Here is a 20874-nt window from a genome sequence, read left to right on the forward strand (position 1 = left end):
TGTATGGAGCGATGGAAATGACAACGATGGCGGTCGATTTTTTGCGCAGCCACCCGCTTTTTCGCGGCGTCCCGGTTCCCGAGCTGGAAGGGGCGGCCCTGTCAATGCATGAGGAGCGCTTTCATGACGGTGACAGCCTGATCGTGGAGGGGAGCTACAGCAATTCATGCTATTTCATTATGAGCGGACAGGTGCAGGTGGTATCACGGAATTTGGTGGGGCAGACGATGACGCTGGACGTGCTGGGCGAAGGTGCGCTGATCGGGGAGGTGGCCTTGTTTCTGGAGGAAAAAAGGACATCCGGCGTTCAGGCCATCGGTGACGTGACCGCCCTGCGGCTCGAGCAGAACGCCTTCAGCCGGCTGGCGGCGGCGAGTCCGATGTTTCACGAGAGCTTGTCCTTCTCGGCGCGCATCCGCACGATGCATGCCATGCTCAGCAAGGCGACGATTTGGGCGGCGATACCGAATGCAGAGCTGCGTGGACTGGCGGAGGTAACTGTCCGCCGGAAGGTGTATAAGGGCGACGTGATTTTGACGGAAGGAACGATGTCCGACCGGTTTTACATGATCGCCGAGGGACGGTTTGAGATCCGAAACGGGCGGCGCAAGAAGGCGGTCTATGAAGCCGGCGATTACTTCGGCGAGATGGACCTGTTAAGCGGAGAGGCGAAGACGGGAACGGTGACCGCGCTGGAAAACGGCGAGCTGATGGTTATGGGCCGGGACGAATTCCAATTTGTCCTGCAGCAGTATGAACCGGTGAGGAGGCAGTTTTATGAGGTGCTGCGGATTCGCAGGCCGGATCTGTTGAACGAGGCTGTCAGCTCCAAGCTGCAGTTTTCGGAGATTGCGGCGGCGGCCGATCCGGCCGGGAACGGCGCGGTCGCGGAATCTGCCGGATATCCGGTTAGGGCGAAAAAAGAGCGCTGGATGGATGTCGTCCTTGTTCTCGGCGGGCTGTTCGTTCTATTAACGATTCTGGCCGCGTGGCTCAGGCAGACGGTGTGGATTGATGCGGCGCTGGTGGCTGGCGGATTCGTCGGGCCGGTATCGTTCGTGGCCTATCTACGCAGCTCGCAGCTCCTCGGCTTTCGCCCGATGCGTCTGGCCCTGGTGTTTGCTTCCTCGGCCGTCATTGCCCTTCCCATCGCCTGGCTGCTGGAGCAGCGCTGGCTTATGCACTCAGGCATGGGTGTCGGCGCTTCGGGCCACTTGAAAGCGGCCGCGCTTGTAGCGGTGATCGAGGAGGCGGCCAAACTGCTCGTCTGCCTGATCTTTTTGCGGAGCCGCAGGCATCGGTTCCTGATGGACGCCATCGTTTTCGGCGCCTGTGCGGGGATGGGATTCGCGGCGATCGAGAGCATATTGTACGGCGTCACTTATTTGCAATCCCACGCCACCACCGGCATGCTTGCCGTGCTGTGGGTTCGGGCGCTGCTGTCCCCTTTTGGCCACGGCACCTGGACGGCGATTGCGGCGGCGGGGGTATGGTATGGCATGGGACGCGGTGCCGGCCGTGCAGGGCAGCGGGGCATTTCGCCACGCAGCCTGCTGGTGATGGCGGCCCTGCTGCTGTCCAGCATGGTGCTCCACGCGGTATGGGATTACCGCTATGATACCGCGCTCTGGAAGCTGGTCGGGATGGTCGCCGTCGGCGCGATCGGGATCGGGCTTCTCTATTGGCTAGTCCGGAGGGGGTCTCGGGAAGAGCAGTCCATGCTCCAGGCGGTCAACCCGGAGCAGCAGGTGGAAGAGCGGCTGCTCAGCGCAGCCGGTCAGGACGGGGCGCCTGCGGTTCCGGGCCAGACGCTCGTTTGCGAGGCATGCAAAACGGTATCGCCGCCGGGGTCCAGATACTGCGGACGGTGCGGGCAGGCGCTGAAGCTGTAGAAGTCGGCTCGGGCGGCACCCTGCAGGTTACGTTGAACAGGCCTTGCTAAGGCTTAGGTCGTCACATTGATGATTCATTCCTGGTAAAAGTACAAGGGTTAAGCAGATTCGTCTGCTTAACCCTTGTTTGCCGTTTCCAGGCTATTTTACGACTTCCGTGGTTTATTCAGAAAGTTATGTCATGTTTAGACCGTAAATCCGGCGGTCAGTTTGCTTAGCCGTTCGGCTATGACTTTATCTTGTTCGCTCTCGTAGCCGGACAATTCCTTCGTCACGGCTGCCTGGAGCTTGATGATCTGCTGCTGTTTGCGAATCCAGTTCAAATGATTGTCCTCCTATGGTTTCATTCGTATAATGGGAATGCTTGGTTGTGGGTTTAGTGTAAAGAGCGAGTCTTAAGTCAAACTTAACTTTTGGAAAAAGCCGGATACCGGCTATCCAATCGAAGGAGGAACAGCGGGATGCCCCTTGAAATTGAACGCAAATTTTTGCTGCCGGAATTCCCGGCGGCCCAGGTCGATGAAGGCGTGCTGCAGATCGTTAAGGAGCAGCTGATCGAGCAGACGTATCTCGCGCTGTATGAAGACCAGGAGCTGCGGGTTCGGAAAATTACGGATGCCGCCAGCGGAGAGGTGGAGTACACGCATACGTTTAAGCGGGGATTCGGCATCGCCAGGGAAGAAGTCGAGGTATCCATTGCCGGCGGCCTGTATGATCAGATGATTCAGGCTCACGGCGCCGTCCCCTTGATCAAGAAGCGCTCCACGGCGCTGTGGGATGGCTTGCAGGTAGAGATCGATGAATACGATCAAATCAGGCTGACCGTGCTGGAAGTGGAGTTCTCCTCGGAGGAGGAGGCCGAGAGCTTTGTTCCCCCGGCATGGTTTGGCCAGGACATCAGTACGGATAAGGAGTACAGCAACAAGAAGGTTTGGCGCGAGCTTCAGTCCCGGCGGAGTTAGGGAATCAGGAAGTTCTATTGGCTATGATGCATATGGAGTCGGAGCTGCCTGGGATCGAGAGACCGTAAGGTCTCTTTTTTTGATGTCGGAAACTCGCCTTCTTTATCACGCAACAAAAACTACCGCCTAATGCGGTCTGGGCTCTTTGAATATGCTTTGATCGCCGTTTTATGCTTATTCAAAAAAAATTTTGGCGAGGGGGGCTTTTTATTATGTTTTGACCAAGAGGCGCCGACATAAAGTATAGCGGTTGCTATGTCGGAATAAAGTGCGCGAACAGCGGCTTGAATACAGGCTTTACCCTGCGTAAAGCCCGGGGAGCGTTGGCATGAAAAGGCAATGGATTATTTTTATCATCGGCATGCTGCTGGTGCTGTTTCTGCCGGTGTACGCCGTTTGGCAGCAGGTGGCAATGGACAGGCAGCCTACGGGGATCCAAGGGGTGCTTGACCTGAGCAAGCTGGATCTCCGGCACCAAGGGGCCATCAGCTTGGACGGGGAGTGGGAATTTTACCGTAATCAGCTGCTGACTCCGGAAGATTTTAACGGCAGCGGCACCGAGAAGGAAGGCGAGCGTCCAAGGCTGTCCGGGATGGCACGCTTGCCGGGAGCCTGGAACGATTATATCGCGGAGGACGGGCGACGAGCAGCCGAGGGCTACGGGACGTTTCGTCTGATCGTTCAGGTACAGCCTGGACAGATGCTGACGTATGGCCTGCAGACAAACAATATCCGTTCCGCCAGCCGTGTGTTCATGGGCGGATACGAGATTGGGGCCAGCGGGAATCCCGGGCGCTCCGCCGCCGACGGCGTTCAGAAGAACGTGCCTTATTTGGGGTTTGCCACCCTTTCGGGCGGACGGATCGAAGTTCTCGTTCAGGTGGCCAATTACTTGTATACCACCGGCGGCGTATTTTCACCGATCCTGTTCGGGGAGCAGCACTCGATTATGCAGAACAAAGAACTGTATTTGTTCGCTGACTGGATGACGATTGCCGGCTTCTTTACCGCAGCCCTTTATTTTCTCGGATTCCAACAAATCCGCAAGAAGGAGCCGGCTTCCCTGCACCTGGGATTATTTTGTCTGACAACCATTTGTTATGTCCTGCTGCACGGGGAGAAGCTGATCGCCGGCATTTGGCCGGGCCTTCCTTATGAGTGGATCCTGAAGAGCCAGCTGCTGCTGTCCGTACTGGTGTACTATTTTTTGTTAAAATTCGTGTCCGCTTCGGTACGCGGCGGGGTGCATCCTATCGTGATGCGTTCCTACACGTTTCTCGGCACGGCATCCATTGCGGTTGCGATTATTTTTCCCAGTATCCTGTTCTCCAGGATCGAACCTTTGCTGGTTGCCTTCACAGCGTTATGCATCGCCTACATTATCGGCATCATGCTGCGGGATCTCCACAGGCGGCGGAATTCGGGAGAATACCTGCTCACGATTCTCAGCATCATCAGCATTCTCATGGTCATTATCACCAACCTGCTTCCCTTGATTGGGATATACGAGGGCATGGTCTTCGCTCCAGTGGAGATGCTGATGTTCGTCGTGACTCAGTCGGCCCTGCTGGCCCGGCGCTATGACCGGACATTTAATGAGGTGGAGCAGCTGTCCCGCAGGCTCCTGACCTTGGATGGCCTAAAGGATGAGTTTATGGCAAACACCTCCCACGAGCTGCGGACGCCCGTGCACGGCATGGTCAACATTGCCCAGTCCTTGCTGGAAGGGGCCTCTGGGGAGCTGAACCGGGAGCAGCGCGGCAATCTCAAGCTGATCATGACGACAGGGAAGCGGCTGACACTTCTCATCAACGATATTTTGGATTTTGCCAAGCTGAAGAACGGGGAGATCGTCATGAGGCGGCAGCCGGTCGAGTTGGCTTCCGTGACCGGGTCGGTGCTGGAGATCATCCGCAATCTCGCGGGGAGCAAACGAATCGTACTGGAGGAAAGCCTGCCGGAAGATCTGCCCTTCCTGCTGACGGACGAGGACCGTCTTCAGCAGATTTTGTTTAACCTCCTTGGCAATGCGGTGAAAAATACTTCCAGTGGAAGCATCCGGATTGCGGCCGACAAACGGGGTGACGCCGTGCATATCTCGGTGACCGATACCGGGATCGGCATTGCGGCGGAGCGGCTGGAGGCTATTTTTACCCCGTTTGATCAGCTGGACATGCCGGAGGGGCACGAATCTTCCGGCACCGGCCTTGGGCTCAGCATTACCAAAAGGCTCGTTGAGCTCGGCGGAGGCCGCATTTGGGTCGAATCGCAGCTGGGACGGGGCTCAACCTTCCATTTCACCGTTCCTGCCGCCGGTCCAAGACCGAAAACTGCAGATAGCGCAGCAGCCGGCATCTCTTCGGAGCGCATCCGCGAGGAAACGGCTGCAGCGCTCGCCGATCCGAAGATGCTCGAGAGCGGAGCGGAACGCGCCACTGTCCTGATGGTGGACGACGATCCCGTCAATCTTCAGGTGCTGCGCAATCTGTTGGCCCTCGAGGGCTACAGGCTGATGACGGCCAGCAACGGGCAGGAGGCGCTGGAAAAGATCCAATCGGGGCAATCGATCGATCTGGTCATTGCCGATTGGATGATGCCCGGCATGTCGGGCCTGGACCTGTGCCGGAACGTGCGCCGGCAGTTCTCCTTGTCGGCTCTTCCGATTCTTCTTCTAACGGCGAGAAGCCTGCCGGAGGATGTCCGTATCGGCCTATCCGCCGGAGCGAACGATTTTCTTCGCAAGCCGGTTGATGCCGAAGAACTGCGGGCAAGGGTCAGAACCTTGCTGGAGCTGCGCAGATCGGTCCGGCACGCGATTTCCGCGGAAATGGCCTTCCTGCAGGCCCAGATTAAGCCGCACTTTTTGTACAATGCGCTGAATACGATGATCGCCCTGCTGCCTGTCGACCCGGAAAAGACGACGGAACTGCTGCACGAGCTCAGCCGGTATTTGCGGGGGAGCTTCGATTTCAGCAACCGGGACCAGTTGACCGTTCTGCGTCAGGAGCTGGCTTTGGTCAAGTCCTATTTAAACCTGGAGAAGGCCCGGTTTGAAGACCGGCTGCAGATCGACTACAACGTTCAGGCGGACATAAACCGACTGGTGCCTCCGCTTACCATCCAGCCGATCGTTGAGAATGCGGTCCGGCACGGAATCATGCGCAAGGAAGAGGGGGGCAGGGTTCGGATATCGGTGTTGGAGCTGGATGAGCGGCTGGAGATTTCCGTCGAGGATAACGGGATAGGTATGACTCCGGAACGGATGGAAGCCGTGCGGGAAGGCAGGGCCGGGGACGGTGTAGGGCTGAAAAATATTAATGCCCGCCTGCTGACGCTCTTTGGCACGGAGCTTATGATCGAGAGCCATCCGGAGCGGGGAACCGCAGTCCGGTTCCATGTGCCGAAGCAAAAACAGCGGGACTCCCGGGATGACACAAGAGGAGGGCAAGCATGAGAGCGATATTGGTTGATGACGAAAATCCGGCGCTGCTCCAGTTGGAGCGGCTGATTCAAGTAGATGGGCGGATCGAGGTAGCCGGCAAATTTACGCGGGTCCGGGAAGCATTGGAGCATGCCGCGGGAAGTCCGCTGGATATCGCGTTTTTGGATATCGAGATGCCCGGGCTGAACGGGCTGGAGGCGGCGGAGCACCTGAACAGCCTGCATCCCGGCATTCATGTCGTATTCGTAACGGCGTACAATCAGTACGCGATTGAAGCGTTCGAAGTGAACGCGGTCGACTATTTACTGAAGCCGGTTGACCCCGAGCGGTTTGCCAAAACCGTGAGCCGCCTGGAGGCGCGTTTGGCGTCTCAGCAATTGGCGGAGGCATCTGTCCGGCAGGAGCCCAAAATCATTTGCTTTCAGCGGCTTGAGGTGCTGGATGGCACGGGGAGCGGCAGCCGGCTCAAATGGCGGACACAGAAAGCGCAGGAGCTGTTCGCCCTGCTGGTGCATCACCGCAACCGATGGGTCGCGAAGGATCAGATCCTGATGACCCTGTGGCCGGAGCTCTCCGCCGATAAGGCGGTGACCCAGCTGCATACTTCCGTATACCAGGTCCGCAAAATGCTGAAATCCTGGGGACTGGGCTCCACCGTGGATTACTCCCATGAGAGCTACTGCCTGGTGCAGCGGGAGGTAGAGGTGGACGTGGACCGCTTCCTGCGGGATACCGCCATGGAGGAAATCCGTGACCTGCGCGACCTGCAGCGCCTGCAGAACGGACTGGCCCAGTATCAGGGCGATTATCTCGAGGAGCATGATTACGCATGGGCGTTGTCGGTCCGCGAGGAGCTTCGGCGCCAATTCGTGTGCTCCAGCCTGCTGGCTGCCGACTATGAACAAACCGTCGGGCAGGCGCGCAGAGCACTGGATCGGCTGCTGGGCCTGCAGAGCGTCGAGCCTTTCTCAGACGAGGTGTGCCGCAAAATCCTGTTAGGCCATCTCCAAATCGGCGAAATTTCCGAGGCACAAAGGCATTACGATATGTTTGTACGAGTCTTGTCCGAGGAGCTGGACGCCGAGCCGGAGATGGAGACGGTGATGCTGGCGGAGAAGTATTTTGAGGCTGGACGGGCCTCACGGCCGGGGACGTAACGTAATGGGGCTCGATGGGACATCCCGAAAAACATACGATCGAACATAAAAAGGCGGCCATTCCCGCCGCCTTTTCCTTTTATATGCACTTTCGGGCTTGCGATAATAATCAACCCAATGCCCCCGGTCTATTCCGGCGGGATTTTTTCCTTCACCTGCTTTAACGTCGCTACGATCAGAAAACTGACGATCACCAATAAGAGCCATGAACTTACCTTTCCGAGATGAACGAGGCTCCAAGCATCGGCCTGGTTCGGGTATTGCCAGGCGCCAAAGAACGTGGCGATATTTTCTGCGATCCAAATAAAAAATCCGATGAGCACAAATGACAGGGCGAGCGGCATACGGTAACGCGTTCCGTTAATTTCATATTTGACCCATGATCGCCAAAAGACAAGGATAACAAGTCCAGATAACCACCAACGCAAGTCAATCCAAAAATGGTGGGTGAAAAAATTCAAATAAATCGCAGCCGCAAGAGGTACGACAACCGCAAACGGCGGCCACTTGATCAGTTCTATCTTGAGCCTTCTCCAGGCCTGGCAAAGATAACTCGCTACGCTCGCATACATAAATCCGCTGTATAAAGGGACTCCGAATATTTTGAAATATCCTTCCCCCGGGTACGACCAAGAGCCCATATGTACCTTGAAAAGTTCAAGAGCCAGCCCGATCAAATGGAACATCGTGATCACCTTGAGTTCGTCTCGCGTTTCGAGTCCGGAGCGAACCATCCACCACTGCATCAGGAGGCAAATGATCAGCAGCCAATCATACCTTGGCAGGAAGGGGAGGGGGATGATTTTCGTCAAAGCCAAAGAGGCAAAAATCACGACGGGAAACAAACAGGATAAGGCCTGCTCCCAACCGAATCGAACGAGCTGCTTGAAAGCTCTGATGACCGGTGACTCCATCATTCGGCTATGATCCATCATGATCTTCATCACTCCGATACTCTAAAATATCTCCGGGCTGGCAATCCAAAGCCTTGCAAATCGCCTCTAAAGTCGATAATCGAATCGCTTTCGCCTTCCCGTTCTTCAATATAGACAGGTTAGCCATGGTGATTCCTACCCGTTCCGAAAGCTCGGTTACGCTCATTTTTCTTTTCGCCAGCATTACGTCGATATTGATTACGATTGCCATTGTTTTCACCTCAGACCGTTAAGTCATTTTCCGATTTGATATCGATCGCCTCTTGCAAAAGCCTCTGAAGAACGGCGGCAAAGAAGGCAATCACCATGGAAGCAAAGATAATGACCAATCCGATCAAAATGACACCCGGGGCGTCGTCTGCCTCCGCGATGAGATACATGAGCGGCAAACCGGCCACATACAGAATACTGATGGCGACTGCACAGTGCTTGATTTTTTTTAGCGCTCTTACGGATAACTCCGAGAAAGCTTCATTTCCGTCAATATAAATTAACAGTTTAAAGGCTTGATACAGAGCGAGGTAAAAAGGAATGGCTCCTGCATACATACCGACGAAAACGAGATATTTGAAATAGGCATGATCCGGATACAGTTCTGCTGCAAAATTCGCAATCACCGGAACCACAAAGATGCACAAAGCAAGAATCGGAATGCCGATCAGAAACACAGCCATCTTTAAGAAGAGAGTTGACACCCGTTTCATAAAAACACCTCTTAATCATTATTGTTCCTCGAATTTAGCACACCATTTATCGTTTTACAATAAATAATTAATGAATAATATTATCATTTTGTTGTTAGTCGTGCTACCGATCTCCTTCAAACCATTTATGTATAACAAAAAAAGCCATGTTTGCTCATGGCGTTTTGATGGTAATTATGTGAGCCTCCCATATTGCTTTGCATAAGAAAGGATTCGATGGAACAGCCTTTTGTCTTTTAAATTTTTTAGCGGATAAATTTGGGGCCGGGTATTGACCTCCAATATCCACAGCTTTTCCTTATTGTCCAGCGCTACATCCAAACCGAGTTCCTGAAATCCTTTGAGATGGCGGTCAAAATTTTTCGCTACCGAAACCCCTAACTGCTTCAGTGCTTCTTCCGTACTTTGAATGGAAGCCGAATGAAGCCCCGCGCCTGTCAGGGTTGGCCGAAATAAACCGATGCTTCCTCCCTGGTTATAGTTCGTTGCAACCTTTCCAGGACTCCCGATCTTCGTGAAGACGGCCGTACTGATCCACTCCCCTTTTTTCGTTTTCTGAACCATCACGCGAATATCGAACAGCTTTCCGTTCGTTTTAGCTAATTGGATCCCCTTCTGTAACAAATACGGCCTTTTGTTAGAAAAGCGGGAAAGCATATGATATAGCTCGTCAGCTGTTGAGAAAAAGGATTTCTCTCTCTTGAATTGGGTTTGGTACCCACTGTTTTTTTTATTGATCCGAATGATGCCCGCCCCGCCGGAACCATGCGTTGGTTTGAAGTAAACGGTTGAATATTTGGAAAGCATGGATAACAGGTTTTTTCTATTAAAAGTTTCCGTGTGGGGGACATATTCCCGTAAATCGCGTTGCCCTAACAACCATTTCGTTTTCTTCCATTTATCGCTGATCGAGCTGCTTTTGTACTTAGCCATACATACCACCACCTTCCTGACCTAACATATGAATGTAGAGATGTGCTTGCAACGATATCTGTCTATTGTGGCGATAAGAATGGAAAAAGTTAAAGTTCTATCGGCTAGTAGGCCAAAAAAGGTGGCTCATGCCGCCCCTTTGCCCGTTATATTAAATTACGTTCATTAAATACCCGTTTGGCTTCAAATACCGCGTTCAGCACCCGGGGAAAGCCGGTATACGGCGCGCATTGGATGATGGCTTCCATGATTTCACCGGTGGTCAGCCCGACGTTCAATCCGGCGTTGATGTGCACATTCAGCTGCGCTTCGCATCCCCCTTGCGTCGTCAGGGAAGCGATCGTGATCAGTTCGCGCTGCCTGAGGTCGAGTTCCTTCCGCGAGTAAATGTCGCCAAAGGCAAATTCGATGATGTATTTCCCCAGGTCCGGGGCGATATCGCTGAGCGAGTCCATGACACGCTGCCCGCCGTCTCCGTCGACTTCCAGCAGCTTTTTCCATCCGCGTTCGTAACGTTCGTTTGTCATTGTTTTGACCTCCTGAGTTCTGGTTTTGTTGCTTCGTGAGACTTATGCTACAGCTTTGAGCGCGCTCTAAAGCAAGGCCTATTTTTAGAAGGAATCTATACCTCTAGAGGTTCCGTAACGTAACCGAGTTCAGATCGAAATGGACCCGCATTGTAGGGGATTTAGTGATATAATGCAGCCATGGAAAACCAATATACGATTCAGCAGCTTTCCCAAAAGACCGGCCTGTCCGTGCATACGCTGCGTTACTACGAGCGGATCGGCTTGCTGGAAGGAGTTCCCCGGGATGAGCACGGCTACCGTCTGTACCGGGAGTCCGACTTGTTATGGGTTGAATTTTTGATGCGGTTAAGGGAGACGGGGATGCCGATCAGCGAAATGAAGCGGTTTTCGGACCTGCGGAGCGAAGGCGATTCCACGATAACGGAAAGGCGGGTCATGCTGGAAGCCCACCAGGCGCACATTCATGAGCAAATGCGGGTGCTTCGGGACAATTTGCAAAGCATTGGTGACAAGATCTATCATTACAAAGGTTTGGAAAAGGAGAGAAGCCAGGCGGTGCCATCCAAGGTACCGTTTGGCAAATAAGCAAAAAGAGGCCGCTCTGGCCTCTTTTTGCTGTCGATACCATCGATCATTCGTTCATTCCCAGGTAATACACTAATCAATGTACTCAAAAGGCGCTTCTAGCTGCGACTGCCTTTATTGCGCTCCCAACAGCCACCCCTGCCTTATGCTGCAACTTATTCGAACAATCCGCAATAATGTAAACACAATGAATTATTTTTATATAACTTAACTAAAATAGTTAATATTAGTTTACATAGTTCATTCTCCGCGGTATAATCTCCTTGTAAATGAGAACAGAGGAGGAATTGGCATGAAATCGATTTTGATTACGGGTGCTTCATCGGGTATTGGAAAAGCGGCGGCGCAGTTTTTTCAGCAGCAGGGGTGGAACGTCATTGCGACGATGCGTTCGCCGGAACAGGAATTCGGGCTGAAGTCCTTGGAGCGGGTGATGGTGACCCGTTTGGACGTGGAGCAGAAGGAGACCATCGAGGCTGCGGTAGCGGAGGGGATCGACCGGTTTGGGCGGATCGATGTCCTACTGAACAACGCGGGCTATGCGGCATTTGGCGCTTTTGAAGCAGCGACGGATGACCAGGTGCGCAAACAGTTTGATGTCAACGTCCATGGCGTGATGCAGACGACCCGGACGCTTCTTCCTCATTTCCGGGCCCAGGGCGGCGGAACGGTGATCAACGTCTCGTCGGCCGGCGGCAGGGTGGCTTTCCCGCTGCTGTCGTTGTACCACGCAAGCAAGTGGGCGGTGGAAGGATTCTCCGAATCGCTATACTATGAGCTGGCTGAACAGAACATCCGGGTGAAGGTTGTGGAGCCGGGCAACGTGGCTACGGACTTTACCGGACGCTCGCTGGACCTGCTGAAGGACGATGCGCTGGATGCGTACGCAGCCTATACCGATACCGTTATGAAAAAGCAGCTGGAGAGCTTTGAAACCCAGGTGTCCACACCGGAACACATCGCAAAGACGATTTACGAGGCAGCGGTCGATCCTTCTTCCCGGTTCCGGTATATCGCCGGTCCGGACGCCGAGTTTCTGATGGACTTGCGCAGCAAGGTGCCGGAGGAGGAATTTATGGCCGGCATTGCTCAGCAGTTCCGGTGAGAAAGGGGGCGCTCCTCCCAATGCTCAAGCCTCGGCAAATTCCTAAGCGAAGCCGCCCCCGCGCCTAAACTCCAAAGAGGGAAAGCTTATGGAATGGAAAGTTTACGTGCCGCCTTTGAAGCCGTGTTCCCACCTCCTCACCTCATCAAGGAACACGGCTTCAACAGCGCTGGAAACCCAAATGCGTCCTCTCCAAGCGCCGATGTATGGGTTTCGTTGCTGCTCCTTCGAATCGCCTCCTCTCATAGCAGCTTTGCCGACGCATGGGGTCTCGTTATTCCCTTCGAAGCGAACCAATAGCCAACCTGAAAGAGGCGTGCCGTAAGGCGACACGCCTCTTTTTTGCTTCCTACCCACCAACTGCTTATTTTTTTAAGGTCATGAGCGAAGCCGTTGTGCTGGTGCGGCAACCGAAGGTTAAAAAATGGGTAGCAGCAGGAAAGAGGGAGAAGGTTAGTTTCGATTATCGAACTCTAACGCAGTCCCCGCGCCTGAACTCCAAAAAGGGAAAGCATATGGGGTGGAAAGTTTACGTGCCGCCTTTGAAGCCGTGTTCCCACCTCCTTATCTCATCAAGGAACACGGCTTCAACAGCGGCTGGAACCCCAAATGCGTCCCTCCCCCGAGCGCCGACGTATGGGTTTCGTTGCTGCTCCTTGGAATCGGCTAAGTAAATCAATAAAGGCGTGCCGTAAGGCGACACGCCTCTTTTTTTCTTCCTACCCCCAAGCTGCTTATTTTTTAAGGTCACGAGCGAAGACGGTGTGCTGGTGCGGCAACCGAAGGTGAAAAAAAATGGCTAGCAGCAGGAAAGCGGGAGAAGGTTAGTTTCGATTATCGAACTCTAACGCAGTCCCCGCGCCTGAACTCCAAAAAGGGAAAGCATATGGGGTGGAAAGTTTACGTGCCGCCTTTGAAGCCGTGTTCCCACCTCCTTATCTCATCAAGGAACACGGCTTCAACAGCGGCTGGAACCCCAAATGCGTCCCTCCCCCGAGCGCCGACGTATGGGTTTCGTTATTCCTCCTTCGAATCGGCTCTCATTATTCCTTCGAATCGGCTCTCATTATTCCTCCTTCGAATCAGCTCGCTCCCAAAGCAGATGCACCGCTGCCTCCTTTTTTCAACCAAGCCTCAAACCTTAAAAAATAACCAGCCCACCCATATTCACGCCAAGCATCCCCCGCCCCTCCGCCGTTACTATGGAAAATAAGCACTGCCATAAAGGAGGACCGATATGTCGACGATCAAAACGGAAACGGCCGAGCTGAAGCCCCCAAGCAGGGTCCGAAGGCCGGGAAGGGGCGGTGGTCTGATCCACCTCATCTGGAAGTACAAGGCGCTGTACGTAATTTCCCTCCCAGGGATCGTGTATTTTCTCATCTTCAAGTACATTCCGCTAGGCGGATCGATCATCGCGTTCCAGGATTACAACATGTTCAAGGGCTTTTCCGGGAGCGAGTGGGTGGGCTTCGCCAACTTCGCGGCGATGTTTCAGCATTACGACTTTCTGCGGATCTTGAAAAATACGCTGCTCATCGGGCTTTACGACCTGATCATTGCGTTTCCGGCCCCGATCATTCTGGCCCTGCTGCTCAACGAGCTGAGGCTGGTCGTGTTCAAAAGGGTCATCCAAACCGTGGTGTACATGCCGCACTTTCTGTCCTGGGTCGTCATTGCCGGCATGTCCGTGGCCATTTTGTCCCCGTCCACCGGCATCCTGAACCAACTGCTCGGACTGTTCGGCGTCAAGCCGCTGTACTTTCTCGGCGACAACGCCTACATCCGCAGCGTGCTGGTCGGATCCGGCATTTGGCGGGACATGGGGTACGGCACGATCCTGTACCTGGCCGCTTTGGCGGGAATCAACCCGGACCTGTACGAAGCGGCCGAGATCGACGGGGCGAACCGGTGGAAGCAGACGCTCCGGATTACGCTGCCGGCGCTGCTGCCGACGATCATGATTTTGTTCCTGCTGCACATCGGGAAATTCCTCGACTTCGGCTTTGAGCGGGTGTGGGTGTTCCTGAACGCGCTCAACACGGAAAACGGGGAAATTCTCGACACGTACATCTACCGCTCCGGCCTCCTGTCGCAGCAGTACAGCTATACGACGGCGGTGGGCTTGTTCAAATCGGTGGTGGGGCTGGTGCTGGTCCTGACCGGCAACATGCTCAGCAAGAAAACAACGGGCGAAGGCCTGTACTAGAAGGGAGGAACGACGGTTGTACCGAATGATGTCTAGGAGCTTTCAAATATTCAACTCGTTCAACATCCTGTTCATGTGCCTGCTCGGGCTCGCCATGTTCCTGCCGTTTCTGAACGTCATCGCCCAATCCTTCAGCTCGTCCGAAGCAGTCACGTCGGGTAAGGTGACGTTCTGGCCGGTGGACGTCACAACGATCAACTACCGGTACGTGTTCAGCGATGCGTCGATATGGCGCGCGTTTGCGGTATCCGTCTTCATCACGGTGGCGGGGACGCTGATCAACCTGGTGGCGACGGCAACACTGGCTTACCCGGTATCCCGGGAGGAGTATGTTGGACGCAAACTGATCATGCTGATGGTGCTGATCACGATGATTTTCAGCGCACCCTTGATTCCGAACTTTTTGCTGATGAAAAACCTGCACCTGATGAACACCCCTTGGGCCATGATTCTGCCCGGCGCGATCAGCGCGTTTAACTTTTTCGTGATGCATTCGTTCTTCAAGCAGCTGCCCGCGGAGGTCATCGATTCCGCCCGCATCGACGGCTGCGGGGAGGTACGTATCCTGATGAAGATGGTCGTGCCTCTCTCCAAACCTGTGATGGCCTCGCTTGGCATTTTTTACGCGGTCGGACACTGGAACGCCTATATGAACGCGCTGTATTACATCGATCAGCCGAAGTGGTGGCCGCTGCAGGTCCTGCTGAAAAAGATGTTTGAGACCGACGATCTCAGCATCGATCCCGGCGCCTCGCAGTTCAGCGAGTTGGCGTTTACCTCCCCGGAAGGGATCAAGATGGCCACCATCGTTATTGCGACGCTGCCGATCATTTTGCTGTATCCGTTCCTGCAGAAACATTTTGTGAAAGGGCTTACACTAGGGGCGGTCAAATCTTAAAAATGAACTACCCGAACTGAAGTTGCCACCTCACGGTCCGGCAAACGTTAACGATACAATCAACTTGCCAAATCCAACAAAGAGCACACAAAAGAGCGAATCAAAGCGGGGAAAGAGGGGATACGATGAAAAAATGGGTAAGCTTGATGCTGGCCACCGTGGTCACGGCATCTCTGCTCGCCGGGTGCGGCGGCAAGGACAATGATTCATCCGCCAGCGGCAAGGAGGCCGGCGCCAATACGGAGGAAGGCGGGATCACGAAGTTTTCGATTTCGCTGCGGACGCTGAATTTCGGCCACGTGGAAAAATCGCCGGACATCAACGCGGATAAGTGGGTGAAGAAGCTGGAGGAGCTGACGAACACCGACATGGACATCCGGTTGGTCCCGCACAGCGAATACGACCAGAAGATGGCGCAAATGTTTGCAACAGGCGACATTCCGGACGTGGTGCAGGGCCAGGGCGGAGTGACCGGAAAGGAGATGGCGGGATCGGTGGAGGCGGGAGTCTTTATGCCGCTGGACGACCTGCTGCAGAAGTACGGGCAGAACCTGCTGCAAAAAATCCCGAAAGAAGCCTGGAATCGCATGACCTATGAAGGTAAAATCTATGGTATTCCGGAGTGGCTCGGCAATCCTTCTCGCCGCGCGACCTGGATCCGCAAGGATCTGCTGGACAAAGCGGGCCTGCCGGTGCCGAAGACGATCGACGATTTTATGGAGGTGCTGCGCGCTTTTAAAAAGATGGGCGTCGAAAATCCCTACATGGGCCGCCAGGACTTCAAATATGCGGATACGGTTTTCGGAGCGTATGATGTCTTCCCGTATTTAAGCCAGTTTGAGGAAGCAGACGGTCAGGTGCAGCCCAAATTCTTCGATGCGGACAATATGATGAAAGCGCTGTCCACCTACAAGACGATGTATGATGAAGGGCTGATCAATAAGGAATTTGCCACGATCAACCCGACGACGTTCAAGAACACGATTCTGTCCGGAAAAGCCGGCATCTGGTCGATGAACGCCAACGAACTGCTCCAATGGCAAACCCAGCTGCAGGAGTCGGTTGCGGATGCGAAGCTTGAAATCATACCATCCCCGACCGGACCGGACGGCAAGGGCGGATATTATTTGTACGGCGACGTGAATCGTTCTTATTTTATTAACGCCAAGTACGCGCACCCGGAGAAAATCATCCAATTCCTTGACTGGATGGTATCGGATGAGGCGGAGAAGTTTTTCACCTTCGGTGTCGAAGGCGAAACCTACACGATGGACGGGGACAAAATCAACTACAAGCAGCCGACCGACTCCAAAGGGGTTGACGAGGAGCGCTACCGCCAATCCTTCCTGTGGCTCGTGCAGGATACGACCTACAACAAGGGATCGCTCAGCTTGACGGAAGACGGGCGCAAGCTGATGGGCGTGTTCGATAACATTCTTGCGAATGAAGGCCGTGACGGTATTGAATTCGACCCAAGGTTGGAAGCGCTTAAAAAGAATCCGGACATCACCCCGCTCTCGGATACGCCGCCGCCGGTACTCGTCACTCATATGGTTAAGATGGTCTACGGCCAGGAGCCAGTCGAAAATTGGCCGAAGGTGATCGAGGAGTGGAAGTCCAAGGGCGGCAGCGCCGTGCTGAAGGAAGCCAATGAACGCTACCAGAAACAGGAGGGTGCCTTCCTGCCGCGGAAGTAGGGATTGGCGATTGTTCACCTGCTGATGAAGTTGTTGGGGCGGCGGAGCCGTGCCGGTTACGCCGCCCAAATCGAAACCCGAATATACGAAATCGAAAGGAGCTCTTGTGGATGTATCGGATTTTGCTCGTTGATGATGAACCTATGATTCTGAAAGGACTAAGCGTATTCATTCAGCAGTCCGGGATCCGGATTTCATCCATCCGGCTGGCAGCCAATGGGCGCGAGGCGCTGCAGGCGATCGGGGAGGAGCTCCCCGATTTCGTGTTTACGGATATCCGGATGCCGGTCATGGACGGTTTGGCCTTGTGCGAGGCCATCGCCATGCAGGAGTACCCGGTGCAGACGGTGGTCGTTTCCGGCTATGGTGATTTTTCGTATGCCCAGGCCAGCATGGCTTTCGGCGTGAGGGAATACCTCCTGAAGCCGGTGGCCAAGCGCGAACTGGCGGATACGCTGAGGCGCCTGGTACAGCGCGCCGAGAAACAGAAGCCGGCCTCGGCCTACCTCTCCGTCGCCAAAATGGATGCGTGGCTGGAGCAGTTTGACCAGGCCATCTACTACATGAACCGCAGCCAGGTCCAGGAGCTGCTGGGGGAGTGGCAGCGGGAGACTTCGGCTTTTCAGCTTCAGGAGCGGCAAAAGGCCGAAATGCTGGAGGAATTCCACGGCTTGCTCGTCAAGAAGCTGAGAGCCAGGGAGATGAACATCGAATTGGACGATAGCCTAGAGCTCAGCCCGGAATCCTCCGGGGAGGAGGCTTTCGGGCGGTTCGCCGAGCGAATCGGCCAGACGCTGGACCGTCTGTACCGAAAGCGGAAAGGGAAATGGAAGGACCCGATCGAGGAAGCCAAGCATTACATCGAGCGCCATTTGGCCAGCGAAGTGTCGCTGGAGGAAGTGGCGGATCTGCTCGGGCTGCATCCGAACTACTTCAGCGTCATGTTCAAGCAAGCGACGGGGGAAACCTTCGTCCAGTACCGCACGAAGCGGCGCATGGAATACGCCAAGCGGATGCTCGGCGAGGAATCGCACCGGATCACCGACATTTCATACGCGGTTGGATATGCCGACCATTCCAACTTCACGAAAACCTTCAAGAAATACGAAGGCATTTCGCCTTCGGAATACCGGCAGCGGCTGGGGATCTGACATGTTCCGCAGAAGCATTTCCCACCGCATTTTCGGCTACTTCATGGTATTAATCGTCATTTCTTTATCGGTGGTCGGCACCATTACTTACATGCAGTCGTCCAAACTTCTGGACCGCCAGCTGGAACGGTACCTGTCCCAAATGATCACCCATGCGGCCTATCATACGGACTTGTACCTCCAAACCTTTGATAACGCCAGCAAAATCATTCTGTCCGACCCGGACGTCCTGAAGTTCATGGAGATGGATCCGGACGACAGTTTCCAGTATTACGAGCTGTCGCGGCGGATTCAGAGCAAGGTGTTCGATTCGGCCTTTATCATTTACCCGCAGATCGAATTGATTTACGTCATCAATCAGGACGGTAAGGCGATCACCACGAAGGACATCATCCAGGATGAGGTCAAGGATTATAAATCCTATTATCGTTTGATCGAGCAAAATATTCCGAAGGACGGTCTCGGCGCGATCATTAACTCCGCGACAGCCGATCCGGGGGAAGAACAATATATTACGTTTATCCGCCGCGTGCGGGGGCTTTTGTCGCATCAGCCGCGGGGCATCCTCGGAATGAAGCTCAACACCAGGGAGATTTCCAAGCTGTGGGGCCAAATGGACCTGGGGGATAAAGGCTACTCGTTCATCGTGGACAGCAAGGGTAATTTCGTCGACAAGCCGGAGGATGCCGCCATCCCTGCATTTATGGACGACGAGGTAAGGAAGAACCTGCTCGGCGGGCAGGGCACCTTCACGGCTGTCGTCAAAGGGGAGAAGCGGATGTATGTGTCGCAGCGGCTCAGCGCCGCCGATTGGCAAATGGTCATTTCGGTCCCGGTGAAGGAGCTCCGGAGGCCTATCATGAACATCCGTTATACGACGGTCATTGCCGGTTTCATCACGTTAATTGTCGCGATGTGGATCGCGGGACGCTTCGGCCGCTCTCTCGTGCAGCCGCTCAAGAAGCTCGTCCGCAATATGCGCATGATGGAGAAAGGCGAGTGGAAAACGATTGAAGGGGAGCAGCGCCAGGATGAGTTCGGCTTCCTGATCTCGAGCTACAATGTAATGCTGACGCGGCTGTCGGAGATGATCGAACGCGTCTACGAGGCGGAAATCCGCTCGCACAAGACCGAGCTGAACCTGCAGAAAATCGCCCTGGAGCAGCACAAGGCCGAATTTCAGGCGCTGCAGCTGCAGATCAATCCGCATTTTCTGTACAACACGCTCGAGACGATCAAATGTTATGCCGTCGTCCAGGATTCCGAAGAAATCATGGAAATGGTCGAGGCGATGGCGGCCATGCTGAGGTATGCGATTCAGACGAACTTATCGGAGATTACCGTCGTCGACGAGCTGAAGCATGTGCTGAATTACATGACGATTTTGCAGTACCGGACTCAGCGGCGGTTTGAGCTGGACGTTGACGTTCCTCCGGACCTGCTGCTGCACAAGATGGTCCGGCTGACGTTGCAGCCGCTGATCGAGAACATGTTCCAGCATGCGTTCCCCGACGGGATTCAGGAACATCACCGGATCCGGATCGGTGCGGAAGTCCGGGAAGGCGGCTTCCGGCTGAGCGTGGAGGATAACGGCGCCGGCATGACGGAAGGGAAGCTTCATTTGCTGCGCAAAAAGCTGGAGCTGAACCGGCTCGCGGAGTCCGATTCGGGCTCCCTGTACCATAAAGGCGGGTTAGGCCTCATGAACGTGCACCGGCGGATTCAGATGGTTTATGGGGAAGCTTACGGTTTGACGATTGACAGCGCTTTGCATCAGGGAACGACGATACGGATGTCGCTGCCGTTCGACGGCAGCATCACTTGCATGTATGAGGAGGAGAACGTGGGATGAAGATCGATTTGCAAGGGAAAATTGCGCTGGTGACCGGCGCCAGCTCAGGCATCGGCCGGGAAGCGGCCAGGTCGCTGGCGGCGGCGGGAGCCGCCGTAGCGGTTCATTATAACCGGGGCCGGGAGGAGGCGGAAGCCCTTGCCGCGGAAATAGCGGAGTCGGGCAGCAGGGCTGCCGTCGTCCAGGCGGACGTCACCCGCGTGGATGAACTGACGGCGATGCTGGACACGGTCCAGCGGGAACTGGGCGGCCCGGTGGATATTTTGGTGAACAATGCGGGCCACCTGGTGAAGCGGGTGCCGAATACGGAAATGACCGAGGAGCATTATGCAAGCGTCATGGACGTCAATTTCAAATCCTGCGTGTTTTTGAGCAAGCTGGTCATTCCAGGCATGCTGTCCCGTGGCGGCGGTTCCATCATGAATATGACTTCGGTCGCCGCCCATGATGGCGGCGGGCCGGGGGCATCGGTGTATGCGGCCAGCAAAGCGGCGGTCATTTCCTTCTCGAAGGGTCTGGCCAAGGAAGTCGCCCCGCATGGAATCCGGGTGAACTGCGTTTCGCCGGGCTTCATCGGCCAGACGGCTTTCCACGCGACCTTCACCTCCGATGAAGGCCGGGCCGCCACGGTGTCCAAAATCCCGCTCGGCCGGGAAGGAACGCCGCAAGATGTCGCCGATACGGTGCTGTATCTGGCTTCAGACCTGTCCCGCTATCTTACGGGCGAAACGATCGAAGTGAATGGCGGATTGTTCATGCGGTAAGCATATCACGACATTTTGGGGCGGTATTTAAATGAAGCTGCATTTAGGAGCACAGCTT

General features: G+C 54.8%; 19 protein-coding genes. 13 read left to right on the forward strand and 6 right to left on the reverse strand.

What is annotated here, in order from left to right; genetic code table 11:
* Window positions 1-17: 17 nt before the first annotated feature.
* Window positions 18-1892, forward strand: a complete 1875-nt coding sequence (locus CJP46_RS19395) for a cyclic nucleotide-binding domain-containing protein (RefSeq protein WP_094597272.1) — start codon at window positions 18-20, stop codon at window positions 1890-1892.
* Window positions 1893-2077: 185 nt separating this feature from the next.
* On the opposite strand, the gene CJP46_RS36585 is transcribed toward CJP46_RS19395, so the two are convergent.
* Entirely contained in the window at window positions 2078-2215 is a 138-nt protein-coding gene (locus CJP46_RS36585; RefSeq protein ID WP_179281238.1) for a hypothetical protein, read from the reverse strand.
* A 138-nt stretch (window positions 2216-2353) separates the two neighbouring features.
* Between CJP46_RS36585 and CJP46_RS19400 the strand changes: the two genes are divergently transcribed.
* The 3 genes from CJP46_RS19400 (at window position 2354) to CJP46_RS19410 (ending at window position 7453) form a co-directional block, all read left to right on the forward strand.
* Entirely contained in the window at window positions 2354-2854 is a 501-nt protein-coding gene (locus CJP46_RS19400; RefSeq protein ID WP_094597273.1) for a CYTH domain-containing protein, read from the forward strand.
* A gap of 328 nt (window positions 2855-3182) precedes the next feature.
* Complete coding sequence (locus tag CJP46_RS19405) at window positions 3183-6308, forward strand: ATP-binding protein (RefSeq protein WP_094597274.1); 3126 nt, start codon at window positions 3183-3185, stop codon at window positions 6306-6308.
* Window positions 6305-7453: a response regulator gene (locus tag CJP46_RS19410; RefSeq protein ID WP_094597275.1), complete on the forward strand. Its 1149-nt coding sequence runs from the start codon at window positions 6305-6307 to the stop codon at window positions 7451-7453. Before CJP46_RS19405 ends, CJP46_RS19410 begins: the two co-directional genes overlap by 4 nt.
* A gap of 128 nt (window positions 7454-7581) precedes the next feature.
* Here the strand turns inward: CJP46_RS19410 and CJP46_RS19415 are convergent, their stop codons facing one another.
* The 5 genes from CJP46_RS19415 to CJP46_RS19435 form a co-directional block, all read right to left on the reverse strand.
* Entirely contained in the window at window positions 7582-8352 is a 771-nt protein-coding gene (locus CJP46_RS19415) for a DUF817 domain-containing protein (protein ID WP_094597388.1), read from the reverse strand.
* 22 nt (window positions 8353-8374) lie between these two features.
* Complete coding sequence (locus tag CJP46_RS19420) at window positions 8375-8599, reverse strand: helix-turn-helix domain-containing protein (RefSeq protein WP_076173767.1); 225 nt, start codon at window positions 8597-8599, stop codon at window positions 8375-8377.
* A gap of 10 nt (window positions 8600-8609) precedes the next feature.
* Window positions 8610-9092: a DUF2975 domain-containing protein gene (locus CJP46_RS19425; RefSeq protein ID WP_094597276.1), complete on the reverse strand. Its 483-nt coding sequence runs from the start codon at window positions 9090-9092 to the stop codon at window positions 8610-8612.
* A 174-nt stretch (window positions 9093-9266) separates the two neighbouring features.
* On the reverse strand, window positions 9267-10025 hold the full coding sequence (locus tag CJP46_RS19430; RefSeq protein ID WP_094597277.1) for a YheC/YheD family protein: 759 nt from the start codon (window positions 10023-10025) through the stop codon (window positions 9267-9269).
* A gap of 146 nt (window positions 10026-10171) precedes the next feature.
* On the reverse strand, window positions 10172-10552 hold the full coding sequence (locus CJP46_RS19435) for a carboxymuconolactone decarboxylase family protein (protein WP_094597278.1): 381 nt from the start codon (window positions 10550-10552) through the stop codon (window positions 10172-10174).
* Between the two features lie 180 nt (window positions 10553-10732).
* Here CJP46_RS19435 and CJP46_RS19440 point away from each other — a divergent pair, with 180 nt between their 5' ends.
* From CJP46_RS19440 to CJP46_RS19485, 9 genes are all read left to right on the forward strand, one after another.
* The gene (locus CJP46_RS19440) at window positions 10733-11140 is read left to right on the forward strand and encodes a MerR family transcriptional regulator (protein WP_094597279.1); all 408 of its coding nucleotides are present in this window, start codon (window positions 10733-10735) and stop codon (window positions 11138-11140) included.
* A gap of 292 nt (window positions 11141-11432) precedes the next feature.
* Window positions 11433-12245 carry an SDR family oxidoreductase gene (locus CJP46_RS19445; protein WP_094597280.1) on the forward strand — a complete coding sequence of 271 codons (813 nt, stop codon included), beginning with the start codon at window positions 11433-11435 and terminating at the stop codon, window positions 12243-12245.
* Between the two features lie 520 nt (window positions 12246-12765).
* Window positions 12766-12915, forward strand: a complete 150-nt coding sequence (locus tag CJP46_RS36590; protein ID WP_179281239.1) for a hypothetical protein — start codon at window positions 12766-12768, stop codon at window positions 12913-12915.
* Window positions 12916-13482: 567 nt separating this feature from the next.
* Window positions 13483-14454 carry an ABC transporter permease gene (locus CJP46_RS19460; protein ID WP_094597283.1) on the forward strand — a complete coding sequence of 324 codons (972 nt, stop codon included), beginning with the start codon at window positions 13483-13485 and terminating at the stop codon, window positions 14452-14454.
* A 25-nt stretch (window positions 14455-14479) separates the two neighbouring features.
* On the forward strand, window positions 14480-15352 hold the full coding sequence (locus CJP46_RS19465; RefSeq protein WP_094597389.1) for a carbohydrate ABC transporter permease: 873 nt from the start codon (window positions 14480-14482) through the stop codon (window positions 15350-15352).
* A gap of 125 nt (window positions 15353-15477) precedes the next feature.
* Window positions 15478-17049 (forward strand): extracellular solute-binding protein, encoded by a 1572-nt coding sequence (locus CJP46_RS19470; protein ID WP_094597284.1) that lies wholly within the window; start codon window positions 15478-15480, stop codon window positions 17047-17049.
* A gap of 110 nt (window positions 17050-17159) precedes the next feature.
* The gene (locus CJP46_RS19475) at window positions 17160-18200 is read left to right on the forward strand and encodes a response regulator transcription factor (RefSeq protein ID WP_094597285.1); all 1041 of its coding nucleotides are present in this window, start codon (window positions 17160-17162) and stop codon (window positions 18198-18200) included.
* 1 nt (window position 18201) lies between these two features.
* The gene (locus tag CJP46_RS19480) at window positions 18202-20052 is read left to right on the forward strand and encodes a sensor histidine kinase (protein WP_179281240.1); all 1851 of its coding nucleotides are present in this window, start codon (window positions 18202-18204) and stop codon (window positions 20050-20052) included.
* Window positions 20049-20816: an SDR family NAD(P)-dependent oxidoreductase gene (locus CJP46_RS19485; RefSeq protein ID WP_094597287.1), complete on the forward strand. Its 768-nt coding sequence runs from the start codon at window positions 20049-20051 to the stop codon at window positions 20814-20816. Before CJP46_RS19480 ends, CJP46_RS19485 begins: the two co-directional genes overlap by 4 nt.
* The last annotated feature ends 58 nt before the right edge of the window (window positions 20817-20874 follow it).

Origin of the sequence: Paenibacillus sp. XY044, from assembly GCF_002257645.1 — a bacterium.
In the GTDB taxonomy this organism is placed as follows: Bacteria; Bacillota; Bacilli; order Paenibacillales; family Paenibacillaceae; genus Paenibacillus_AQ.